The organism is Cognatishimia activa, from assembly GCF_026016445.1.
Lineage (GTDB): Bacteria > Pseudomonadota > Alphaproteobacteria > Rhodobacterales > Rhodobacteraceae > Cognatishimia > Cognatishimia activa_B.
On the sequence record NZ_CP096147.1, the window covers coordinates 822,183 to 833,865 of the forward strand.

11 protein-coding genes are annotated in these 11,683 nt (G+C 54.2%); 4 read left to right on the forward strand and 7 right to left on the reverse strand.

Translation table 11 applies throughout. The features are described from left to right. On the forward strand, positions 1 to 1,416 hold the full coding sequence (locus M0D42_RS04000) for an FAD-binding oxidoreductase (protein ID WP_265020316.1): 1,416 nt from the start codon (positions 1 to 3) through the stop codon (positions 1,414 to 1,416). Here M0D42_RS04000 and M0D42_RS04005 read toward each other — a convergent pair. The 4 genes from M0D42_RS04005 to M0D42_RS04020 form a co-directional block, all read right to left on the reverse strand. Continuing rightward, on the reverse strand, positions 1,413 to 1,952 hold the full coding sequence (locus tag M0D42_RS04005; protein ID WP_265020317.1) for an adenine phosphoribosyltransferase: 540 nt from the start codon (positions 1,950 to 1,952) through the stop codon (positions 1,413 to 1,415). The two genes, M0D42_RS04000 and M0D42_RS04005, sit on opposite strands and share 4 nt — an antisense overlap. 100 nt (positions 1,953 to 2,052) lie before the next feature. Continuing rightward, complete coding sequence (locus M0D42_RS04010) at positions 2,053 to 2,679, reverse strand: LysE family translocator (RefSeq protein ID WP_265020318.1); 627 nt, start codon at positions 2,677 to 2,679, stop codon at positions 2,053 to 2,055. A 63-nt stretch (positions 2,680 to 2,742) separates the two neighbouring features. Further along, a complete protein-coding gene (locus tag M0D42_RS04015; protein WP_265020319.1) occupies positions 2,743 to 3,618 on the reverse strand; it encodes an S-methyl-5'-thioadenosine phosphorylase in 876 nt (291 codons plus the stop codon). 69 nt (positions 3,619 to 3,687) lie between these two features. Next, the gene (locus M0D42_RS04020; protein ID WP_265020320.1) at positions 3,688 to 4,239 is read right to left on the reverse strand and encodes a hypothetical protein; all 552 of its coding nucleotides are present in this window, start codon (positions 4,237 to 4,239) and stop codon (positions 3,688 to 3,690) included. A 147-nt stretch (positions 4,240 to 4,386) separates the two neighbouring features. Here M0D42_RS04020 and M0D42_RS04025 point away from each other — a divergent pair, with 147 nt between their 5' ends. After that, entirely contained in the window at positions 4,387 to 6,027 is a 1,641-nt protein-coding gene (locus M0D42_RS04025; RefSeq protein WP_265020321.1) for a SulP family inorganic anion transporter, read from the forward strand. Between the two features lie 121 nt (positions 6,028 to 6,148). Here the strand turns inward: M0D42_RS04025 and M0D42_RS04030 are convergent, their stop codons facing one another. Further along, positions 6,149 to 6,754 (reverse strand): flavin reductase family protein, encoded by a 606-nt coding sequence (locus tag M0D42_RS04030; RefSeq protein ID WP_265020322.1) that lies wholly within the window; start codon positions 6,752 to 6,754, stop codon positions 6,149 to 6,151. A 103-nt stretch (positions 6,755 to 6,857) separates the two neighbouring features. Between M0D42_RS04030 and M0D42_RS04035 the strand changes: the two genes are divergently transcribed. Both M0D42_RS04035 and M0D42_RS04040 read left to right on the forward strand, forming a co-directional pair. Next, on the forward strand, positions 6,858 to 7,349 hold the full coding sequence (locus tag M0D42_RS04035) for a GNAT family N-acetyltransferase (RefSeq protein ID WP_265020323.1): 492 nt from the start codon (positions 6,858 to 6,860) through the stop codon (positions 7,347 to 7,349). A 42-nt stretch (positions 7,350 to 7,391) separates the two neighbouring features. After that, positions 7,392 to 8,153 (forward strand): EcsC family protein, encoded by a 762-nt coding sequence (locus M0D42_RS04040; protein ID WP_265020324.1) that lies wholly within the window; start codon positions 7,392 to 7,394, stop codon positions 8,151 to 8,153. On the opposite strand, the gene ptsP is transcribed toward M0D42_RS04040, so the two are convergent. Continuing rightward, a complete protein-coding gene (ptsP, locus tag M0D42_RS04045; protein ID WP_265020325.1) occupies positions 8,150 to 10,402 on the reverse strand; it encodes a phosphoenolpyruvate--protein phosphotransferase in 2,253 nt (750 codons plus the stop codon). The two genes, M0D42_RS04040 and ptsP, sit on opposite strands and share 4 nt — an antisense overlap. A 98-nt stretch (positions 10,403 to 10,500) precedes the next feature. After that, positions 10,501 to 11,568, reverse strand: a complete 1,068-nt coding sequence (locus M0D42_RS04050; RefSeq protein ID WP_265020326.1) for an acyltransferase family protein — start codon at positions 11,566 to 11,568, stop codon at positions 10,501 to 10,503. Positions 11,569 to 11,683 lie beyond the last annotated feature (115 nt).

An 11,683-nucleotide genomic window follows, 5' to 3' on the forward strand; every position in this document is an offset into this window, starting at 1 on the left:
ATGACGTTGAAACCGGCCGATCAAAGCTTTCTCACTGCGCTTGAGGCTCAATTGCCCGCAGGTTCTTTGAAGGCACCAGAGCCACGCTATCTGGAGGAGCCGAGAGGGCGCGCCAGAGGGCAGGCGGGTGCGGTGGCCCTGCCGAGGTCCGTCGAAGAGGTCAGCACGATCCTGAAGGCCTGCCACGCCGCCAGTGTTGCAGTGGTGCCCTATGGCGGCGGAACCGGGCTTGTGGGGGGGCAGCTCAGTGAAGAGCTGCGGGCCCCTCTAGTAATTTCGCTAGAACGCATGAAGCGGGTCCGGTCGGTCGACGCGCAATCCAACGTCATCGAAGTTGATGCGGGCTGTATCCTTGCGGATATTCATACCGCAGCCGAAGAAGTGGACCGCTTGTTCCCGCTCTCCCTTGCGGCCAAAGGCTCAGCGCAGATTGGGGGCAACCTTGCGACCAATGCAGGGGGCGTGAATGTGCTGCGTTATGGCAACGCGCGTGATTTGTGTCTGGGGCTAGAAGCGGTTCTGCCAAACGGTGACATCTGGCATGGGCTTTCGCCATTGCGGAAAGACAACACGGGCTATGACCTGCGCAATCTATTGATTGGCTCTGAAGGAACGCTTGGCATCATCACGGGTGCTTCGCTCAAGCTTTCCCCGCAGCCTTCCGCGCATGAAACCGCGTTGATGGTGGTGCCAAGCCCAGCGGCTGCTTTGGACCTTTTAGCACTTGCACGTGATATGGTCGGAGAAGCGGTCAGTGCCTTTGAGCTGATGTCAAAACAAGCGCTGGAGTTTCTGGCTGAAAAGATGCCAGAGGTGCGCCAGCCTTTTGCGGAGTTCCCCGAATGGTTCGTGTTGATCGATTTCGGCCTAAGCCGCGCGCAGGCGGGGCAAGCGGCGATGGAAAGTCTTTTCGAAGCGGCTCTGGAACAAGAGCTTGTCAGTGATGGCTTCATTGCATCGTCAGACAAACAGCGCGATGAATTCTGGGAACTGAGGGAAACCATTCCTTTGGCCAATCGCGCCGTCGGTTCGATCAGCAGCCATGATGTGTCATTGCCTTTAGATAGGCTGCCTGAATTCATCGACGCGGGTCAGACGTTGATTTCCAGCTTTGAAGGCCTGCGCCTGAATTGTTTTGGCCACCTCGGAGACGGCAATCTGCATTTCAATGTTTTCCCACCCAAGGGCATAGATAAGAAAGAATTCAGCCACTTACAGTCTGAAGTTAAATCTTCTGTCCACGATCTTGTTGCCCAGTTTGGCGGCTCGTTCAGTGCAGAGCACGGTGTTGGAAGATTGAAGACCGACGATCTGCTGAAATACGGTGATCCAACAAAAATCGCCGCCATGAAAGCCATTAAGGCGGCGTTGGATCCGAAGGGGATTATGAACCCCGGTGCAGTGCTGAAGGCCTAGAGGCCTTCAAACTCGCAAAGCACATTCACGTCCATACCCATCTCTTCGAGCCGCTTGCGACCTCCAAGATCGGGCAGGTCGATGATAAAGCTACAGGCGACAATCTCACCGCCCAGGCGCTCGACCAGCTTGATGCCCGCTTCTGCGGTACCACCAGTCGCAAGCAGGTCATCGACGACAAGGATTTTCTCGCCCGGAGAGATAGCGTCGTCATGCACTTCGACAATCGCTTCGCCGTACTCCAGTTTATAATCCTGTGAAATCGTGGTGCCCGGGAGCTTGCCCTTCTTGCGGATTGGCACAAAGCCCACGCTCAGCTGGTGTGCAATGGCGCCGCCAAGGATGAAGCCACGTGCTTCTAGGCCAACAACTTTGTCGATCCGCTCCCCAGCATAGGGGTGCAGCATCTGATCAATGGCCATCCTAAAACCACGTGGGTCAGCGAATAGGGTGGTCACGTCACGAAACAGAATACCCTCGTGCGGAAAGTCCACAATGGTGCGAATGTAGTCTTTTACGTCGTTGGATTTACGCATCTTTATCCCCGAGATAAGTTTCCTTCGGTTTGACCTATGGCGTTTCTGAAGGCAAGGGCGAAGCTCTGCAGAACTTCGCTTCGTGCGACCACTTCACTGTTTATGAACTGCGACGCAATGTGGCCGTCAAACCGGCCATGGCGATCAAAGTTGCCCCTCCAGCGCGTGTCAGCCACATCTGGATATTCGGACGGCTGATCTGTGACCGCATTGCGTTGGCTCCTAACGCAAAGAGCAGCGCGTTCACTCCAGCAATGCCTACAAAAGTGGCAATCAGAATGGTCGCCTGCGGGGCGAAGGCTGCCTCTGGCTGAATGAACTGCGGGACGAAAGCGATGAAGAAGGTGTTTGATTTCGGGTTCAGCGCGGTCACCATCGCCAGATCACGAAAGACCCGCGCAGGTGGTTGGTCGGCCGGTTTTTCCGCAAGCATCGGTTTGCTGGCAGGGCTGCGTAGCATTTTGATGCCAAGATAAAGCAGATAGAGCGCACCGACCCATTTCAACACCGTGAAGGCGGTGGCTGAAGCGAGAAACAGCGCGCCAAGACCGATCACCGAGCATGTCATGGCGATCAAATCGCCAGCGGCTACACCAAGCGCAGATGCCACCGCAACGCTTCGGCCTTGCGTCATCGCGTAGCTTAGCACCAACAGTACTGTAGGGCCGGGAATAATCAGGAGTGCGGTAGACGCTGCCGCAAAGGCCAGCCAAAGATCAAATGCCATCTGAACCTCTTAAATAAAGTTACCGAAAGCAAAGACAGCCGATTGCGGCAGCGTCAAGAGTGGTTAGCCAAGAACACGGCCCGCGACCGCATCGAGTTTCGCGACAACTTCCGGATCACGGGCATCTGGAGCTGTCAGGATCGCAAACTCCAGAGCCTTGTCACAGCCATGAGGGCAATCTTCGCGCTCGGCGCCCAATAGCTCTGGCAGGCGTTTCACCATATCGCGGGCTTTGTCAGCATTGCCCATCAACGTTTGGATGATCTGGGTGACGTCGACTTCGCCGTGATCCGGGTGCCAGCTATCATAATCTGTGATCATCGCGACAGAAGCGTAGCAAAGCTCTGCTTCGCGCGCGAGTTTCGCCTCAGGCATATTGGTCATGCCGATCACGTCACAGCCCCAGCTTTCACGGTACATTTTGCTTTCCGCCAAGGTGGAGAATTGCGGGCCTTCCATCGCCAGATAGGTGCCGCCGCGGTGCATGTTGATACCTGCTGCCTTTCCGGCGGTTTCGCAGGCATCCGACAGGCGCGGGCAGGTTGGATGTGCGACACTTACGTGAGCGACGCAGCCCGTACCGAAGAAGGATTTTTCGCGTGCAAAAGTGCGGTCAATGAATTGATCTACAACGACAAAATCGCCTGGAGCCATTTCTTCCCGAAACGAGCCGCAGGCGGAAACAGAGATCACATCGGTTACGCCAAGGCGTTTCAAAGCGTCGATATTGGCGCGATAAGGCACTGTGGTTGGCGAGTGCTTATGACCACGGCCATGGCGCGGCAGGAAAGCCATTTTAACGCCATTCAAAGACCCGGTTAGGATCTCATCAGAGGGGGCGCCCCAAGGGGTCTCGACCTTGGTCCAAGTCGCGCCTTCAAGTCCGTCGATATCGTAAATGCCCGAGCCGCCGATCACGGCAATCATTGTGTCTGTCATGACAAATCCTGTCCTGTTGGTTGCCTCATTTGTGGCGAGCAATCTGCCCGGATGCAACCTAATCGATCTTTAAAGTCCGCGATTTTCGCTTTGTTCTGAAAAGTCTGCCATAGCGTCGGAAAACCCATCAAGCGGCCAGGTCAAATCCTGTGGGTTGCCGTTGCGATCGCGGAAGGTAAAGCGGAAGTCCGTGCCGTTTTGCATGGCTTGCAAAAGAACATCGGCGTCATCGCCATCAAAAGTGCAGGACAAACCGGTCAGGCAACCCACACGGCGGGTTCTCCAGATGTCTTCACCTTTGTCTTCGATGCGAAATCCATTTGGGGAAAACAACGTTCCAGGCTCAAGTCCAAAGTCGACTTCTAATCCGTCATCTCCGTTCACGACAAAGAAAAATTGCGCGGCAAATTCTGGGCGAGGGGAGAAAACATCAACATAGCGAAGATAGCACCGCTGCTTCAGCCCGTCAGCTTCTTCGCGTTCATCACAAGATGAAAGGTAAATCCCAAATTGCTCGAAATGCGTCACCTTCCAATTGCTGGCCGTGTCATTGCCCTCTAGGTCCTGAGCTGCCGTAGAGGTCGCCAGGACCATAGTAAGAGCTGTTATCAGGTGTCGCATCGCCGTCTCCGAGTTTTTGCCAAATCTTTGGGCGCAGCTGGGCAACAGAGCAAATCACGTTCGCGCGAAAGGGGCGTGAGGCTTGTGAACTAAGGGGATTTCCGATACGTGGCGGGCAACGAAGCTTCCTCCCGATTGGATTATCCGATGAAACGCGCTGCATTGGCGAATTTCGCCAAGAATATCTCTCCGCCCAACCTGTCGATCATGCAGGATGAGGGCTGGTCCATCCCTCGTGTCCGTACCGAACTGCTCTCTGGTCTGACAGTGGCTTTGGCGCTGGTGCCAGAGGCGGTGGCCTTTGCCTTTGTGGCAGGCGTGCACCCGTTGGTGGGCCTTTATGCAGCCTTCCTGATCGGTCTGATCACGGCGATTTTTGGCGGTCGTCCGGGCATGATCTCTGGCGCGACGGGGGCCTTGGCCGTTGTCATGGTGGCCTTGGTTGCGGAACACGGGGTTGAGTACCTCTTCGCAACCGTGGTTCTGATGGGTATTTTACAGGTCGTTGCGGGGGTGATGCAGTGGGGCAAGTTCATTCGCCTTGTCCCGCATCCGGTGATGCTTGGCTTTGTGAACGGTCTGGCAATTGTGATCTTCCTCGCACAGCTTACACAGTTCAAAGATCCAGCGGATACATCACTTTGGCTGCAAGGTACGCAGCTTATCAGCATGTTGGGGCTTGTAGGTCTGACCATGCTGATCATCTGGGGCCTGCCTAAGATCACCAATGTAATCCCGGCGCCTTTGGCGGGGATCGGTGTCGTTGCACTGCTCGTGATTGGTTTTGGTATCGACGTGCCAACCGTGGGTGATATGGCGTCAATCAAAGGCGATCTGCCACAGTTCCATATCCCGTTTGGTGAAGGCCTTGGTATCTATGGCACGCCTCTGGCACCATTCAACCTAGAGACGCTTCAGATTATCCTGCCATACGCCATCATTCTGGCGGCGATTGGCCTGATCGAAAGCCTTTTGACCCTGAACCTAGTGGGTGAAATCACAGGCAAGCGTGGCGGTGCCTCCCAAGAATGTATCGCGCAGGGCGGGGCAAACATCGTGACCGGTTTCTTCGGCGGTATGGGTGGTTGCGCCATGATTGGTCAGTCGATGATCAATGTGAAATCTGGCGGTCGTACACGGATCGCTGGCATCGTTGCCGCGCTGTTCCTGCTTCTGTTCATCGTGGCCGCGAGCCCGCTGATCGAGCAAATTCCTCTGGCGGCACTCGTCGGTGTGATGTTCATGGTGGTGATCGGTACCTTCGCGTGGAATTCGATCAAGATCATGACCAAAGTGCCTCTGACTGATGCCTTCGTGATTGTGCTGGTGACCGTTGTGACTGTGGCGACCGACCTTGCGATTGCCGTGGTTGTGGGTGTGATTGTCTCTGCATTGGCTTACGCGTGGAATAATGCGCGCCGCATCCATGCGATTGAGCGAGAGTCCGTCACTGACAAAGGCGCGAAGGTTTACGAAATCCAAGGGCCGCTGTTCTTTGGTTCCACAGATGGTTTTGTCGAAATTTTTGACATCGAGAATGACCCTGAGAGCGTCATTGTAGACTTCAAATATAGTCGCGTGGTGGACCAATCTGCCCTGCAGGCCATTGAAGCTGTCGCGAGCAAATACGAGACCGCAGGCAAGAAATTGACCCTGCGCCACCTTAGCCGCGACTGCCATCAGCTGTTGACCAAAGCCGGTCACCTGATGGTCGACAGTCAGGATGACCCGGAATATGGCATTGCCGTGGATTACAGCGTGCGTACAGGTATTTTGGGTAACCACTAAACCCTTCATTATTGATAAATAACAATGGATAAACCGAGGTTATATGACCTCGGTTTTTTGCTTGCCTAAGTGGTTCCGCTGTCGATCTGGACCTTCCTCGCGAATGTGCTGATCTGTCGGCTTATTTGGTTGGGCGTTTCAGCGAGAAGACGGTCTCAACCGCGCTGTAGTCCAAGTATCCGAGCCGTGCGAGGGGCTGATAGCTTGTGACATCAAGCACTCCATCTTTCAGATGCTGATCCTGAATGTGGATACCGGTGACGGAACCAATGATCAGTCGATTGTTAGGACCATCAAGAGTGATGATTTGCTGAAGGCGACATTCCAGACTGGCAGGTGCCTCTAGAACGCGTGGGCAGCTTATGGTCTCACAATCTGATTGGGTCAGGTTCGCCAGCTCGAATTCATCGACATTTTTGCTCGCAGGCGCTGAAGAGGCGTTCATTGCGTCACGCAGATTGCTTGCGACAAGGTTGATGCAGAACTCTCCGGTTGCGCGGATATTTGAAACCGTGTCTTTGCTGTCCTCTTGGTCTGCTTTGGTACCGGTCGATGCAAAAATCACTTGCGGGGGATCATCTGCGATGGCGTTGAAGAAAGAATAGGGCGCTAGGTTGGCGACACCTGCGCCGTCGCGCGTGGATATCCAGGCGATTGGGCGCGGGGCCACTATGGCCTTAAACGGATTGTGTGGCAGGCCATGGCCATTTTCAGGTCTGTAGAACATCGATGATTCCCAAGAATTTGCACCTCATGTTTGCTCATGTCGAAGTCACATGGTAGTGGCGAATTTACCGAAATTCGGTGACGGCAGGAAAGGGCGGGCGCAGGTGTTTCACCTAGCACAGGAAGACAAGGATGATTGGTGGGAGGTTGAGGCCCTTTACGACCTTTGCTTTGCGCCAGGTCGTGAAGCGCTGTCGTCTTATCGTCTAAGAGACGATGTGGATGCCGTTGCCGGATTATCCCTCGTTGCTCGCGATAATGATCAGATTTTGGCCGGTGCTATTCGGTTTTGGCCAGTCCGCATTGGCGCCCATTTGGCGCTGCTTCTTGGTCCTGTAGCTGTGCACCCTACACGACAGGGTGAGGGTCTTGGCGGTTTTCTGATCCGCGAGAGTTTGAATAAAGCCAAAGCCATAGGTTGGGATCGCGTGATTCTAGTCGGAGATGCGCCGTATTATTCCAAGTTTGGTTTTGAGCGGTTGGACAATGTGGTCATGCCACCTCCGACCAACCCAGAGCGTGTGCTGGGTTTCGCACTGTCCGATGGCGCGTGGGATAATGTCACAGGACATGTGGAACGGTATGTTAAGGGTTGAAACATTGATTTGACTTCCCACTTTGAAGTCAAAGGGGGACCTATGCGCGACCAACCGTTTGTCATTGTGGATACTGAAGAAGAGCTGACCCGCTTGGTTGTCCGCTACCAAAACGCCGGAAATGTGGGCATTGAATTGCTCAATCTACTAGGTGCTCAGGCTGATGGTCTGGTTGATGGCTTGCCGCGCCCGGTGCGTGATCGCCTCGAAGGGGCAACTGAAGCCGCACTGAAGCAAGCCATGAAGGCAGCACATGGCTCGCGTCGTATTATCAAACCTGGCCAGCCCAGCTGGTTGCAGAACGCCGTTGCAACGTCCATGGGCGCTGCTGGTGGTATTGGTGGAGTGGGCACAGCTCTGGCGGAGCTTCCGCTGACAACTACGATTCTGTTGCGCACCATACAGGATGTGGCGGAAGAACTAGAATTCGACCCGCTGTCTGAAAACGTGCAATTTGACTGCATTCAGGTTTTTGCTGCTGCTGGTCCATTGACACATGACGACAATGCAGACCTTGGATTTCTGGGCGCACGCATGGCCCTATCGAGCGGTGGCATGCAGAAATTGATGGCGTGGGTTGCCCCGCGTTTGGCTGCAGTCTTTGGACAGAAACTCGCGGCACAGGCTGTCCCGGTGCTTGGAGCAGCTGCCGGGGCTGCAACGAATTACGCGTTTATCAACTACTACAGAGAGATGGCGCATGTGCATTTCGGTCTGCGACGGCTGTCGATTGAAGCGGATCTGGACCACCCTGAGCTGTTAGAACGCTTCCGTAGTCACACCTTGATCACGCAGCAGGATTAAGCCCGCGCGTTGGCGTTTCGCATGTATTCTCGGACAGCCCCGCGAACCGATTGATCCCCACGTTCACGTGCCTCCACGATGATGTCACGCACGTCAGAGATATTGGTGCGTCGCAGGATGCTTTTGACAGGCCCAATCGATGCTGGCCGCATAGACAGAGTGCGTAGGCCCATCGCCGCAAAGCAAACGGCCTCAAGCGGACGCCCGGCATCCTCGCCACAAAAGCTGACAGGCGTGTCGGTGCTACGGCAACGGTTCACAATACCTTCAAGGAAGGTCAGGAAACTGACGTTTAGCGTGTCGTAACGACGGCGCACGCGCTCGTTTTCACGGTCTGCAGCAAAGAAGAATTGCTTTAGGTCGTTCCCACCGATTGAGATGAAATCAACCTCCTCAAAGAATTTCTGAGGCGCAAATCCAAGCGATGGTGTTTCCAGCATCGCGCCCACTTTCAGTTCTTCCGGAAGAGGGTGGCCCAGAATTCTTTCGCGCTCGACCGCTTTGTCCATCTCCGCCTTGGCGGCTTTGTATTCATCATATTGAGCGATAAAGGGAAACATCACCGTCAGTGGACGGCCCGCGGCAGCACGTAGAAGTGCCTGCAGCTGCATGCGCAACACGCCCGGCTTATCCAGACCCACGCGGATCGCGCGCCAGCCGAGGGCAGGGTTAGGCTCATCCTGAGGGGCCATATCAGGCAGGACCTTGTCCGACCCGATGTCCAGGGTTCTGAAGACAACCTGCTTGCCCTTTGCGGAATCCATCACACGTGCATAAAGCTCTGCGAGTTCCGTGCGTCTGGGCATTTGATTGCGGATCAGAAACTGCAGTTCTGTACGGAACAGGCCAACACCTTCTGCGCCCGATCCCTCCAAAGAGGGCAGGTCAGCCATGAGACCCGCATTCATTTTCAGGCTAATTGTGGTGCCATCCAATGTCTCTGCAGGTTTGTCCCGGATGGAGGCATAGCGCACCTGAGCATCCGTGCGCATTGCCATTTTGTCTCGGAACGCGGTCACAACCGATTCATCTGGCCGCAGATGAACAACACCTTCATCCCCATCGACCATAATCTGATCGCCATTCAGGGCTTCGGTTGTGATGCGTTCGGCATGTACGATCAGCGGGATCGCCAGCGCGCGCGCCACAATGGCGGCATGGGATCCAACGGAGCCTTCTTCCAAAACCACACCTTTGAGCTTGCGATCATATTCAAGCAGCTCTGCTGGACCGATATTGCGCGCTACGAGGATGGGGTTGTCTGGCAGTTCTGCGCCTGTGTCTTTGCCTTGACCGGTCAGAATGCGTAGCAGACGGTTTGAAAGGTCATCAAGATCATGCAGCCGATCACGCAAATAGGCATCTGTCGCCTGGGCCATGCGAGAGCGGGCGGTAGATTGCTCTTTTTCAACAGCCGCTTCAGCAGAAAGGCCTTGGCTGATGTCTTGTTCCATACGGCGCAGCCAACCTTTGGAGTTGGCAAACATCCGGTAGGCTTCCAAAACCTGTAATTGGTCCTTATCGCCACCAGCCGCACCTTCAAGCATGCGGTCCACACCGACGCGGAGCTCTTCGATCGCGTTATCAAGCCGTTTCAGCTCGGCTTCAGGATCATCTGCGATTGGGTTTGAGACAACCACACGTGGTTCGTGCAGCCAAACCTGGCCTTCAGCCGCGCCTTCTTGGGCAGTGCCACCTTTGATCAAAACCGACTGCTGGTGCAGAGGCGACAGGGCTGCGCCCTCGCCAACAAATGCACCAAGTTCTGTCATCTCGGCGATCACCATTGCCACAACTTCAAGCGCGTAAACTTCGTCTGATGAGAAATCGCGGGACTGACGAGATTGTACGACTAGAACGCCAAGAGTCTCACCCAGACGCTGAATTGGAATACCGCAGAATGAGCTGTAAATTTCTTCGCCGGTTTCCGGCATAAAGCGGAAACCACGTTCTGATGGCGCATCAGCTGTGTTGATCACCCGACGACGCTTTGCAACGCGACCAACAAGGCCTTCGCCCACACGAAGCCGTGTCTGGTGCACCGCAGCCGGGTTCAAACCTTCGGTCGCACAGAGCTCAAGTGTTTCTGGATCGCGAAATAGATAGATGGAACACACTTCCGTGCCCATGGAGGACGCGATCAAACGTGTGATCTTATCCAAACGGGCCTGACCAGCAGCATCCTCTGCCATTGCTTCACGCAACCGCAAAAGTAGCTTTCGGCTTTCGCTCTCAAAGTTGATCGCCATAAAGGTTTTTCCCAATGTTCCGGAGATTAGTTATAGGGGACGAACTGAATCGTTGGAATACTTAGTTCCCAGACTTGCGTTATAATCGAGACGCTTGATCAGAATTTCGGCAGTCGACCGGTAGGACGCGTTAGATCGCTCGATAATGGCCTCGACTTTAATCTAACTTCCTTGCGACCAAGCGCAATGAAGGGAGCTTCAATCAAACGATGGCAAACTGCCGCTGCCCCAAACGTTGCTAAACTGGATATGAACAGCAGACCAAATTCACCGGAGATGGAGGCGACGAGGTGTCTGACCGGTTCGTGTAAGAGGTATATTGAATAGCTGTAGGTGCCGATCTGTGCGATGAAACTGGATTGATGCAGTCTCGAATTTCGCAAGAACTTAGATCCGCAAGTTACTGAAAAGATAACGTAAGATGTAATCCAGGCGGTTGCATTCGATGCTAGGCTCACCCGTGGATGCTCAAAGAAACCAAATCCAATCATCAATGTCGCAATTGCACATAGAATGAATACCAGATTTGTAAGGATGAACCCGCGTTCCGAGAGCAGACGGTTCTCAAAACAAAACCGAGCAAAGCCAAGAAGCGCGGCATTTAGCATCAAAAGACGCCCGAATGGGAGCCTCTGCTCCAGTCCGACCGAAAGAAGGCTGACCACAATCAGAAAGCCAGAGAAAGCCATACAGGCATAGGCGAGACGTTTTGGTTTAAAACTCATTAAGAGCAGGCAAATCATCCCATACCAGACAAATTCCAAAGATAGGGACCATGACACGCCCAAAAGACCGGGAGAACCTGCGAATTCAAACAGAAGCAGCGCGTTTGTGATGAGATCCCAAAGATGCAACCCATGAACTAACTCTGAATACGGCGTTAGACCAAAGACACCCATCAAAAGCACCACAAGCAAAGTCACCCAGAACATCGGCAATATGCGGAGCAGGCGTCTTATCCAGAAAACCCGCCAATTGGGCGTATTGGCTAAGCTCATCGGGATGACATAACCGCTGATCATGAAGAAAAGCACCACTCCGAAGACACCAGCGCCAAGTTCCAGAAATGGTTTTGAAACCTTAGGAAAGAGGCTTTCCAGATAATGCTGGGCAACCACAGCCAAAACTGCGATGCAGCGAAGACAGTCGAGATAAGGAAGGCGCATGGGGCACTCTGGCGTTTGTCATGTTCAATGCCGCTATGCTCGAAAGATATGGTTAACAAAAAGAAAAGGCCGCTGCGAAGCAACGGCCTTGATTTGTTGGATAATCTGAGGTGAA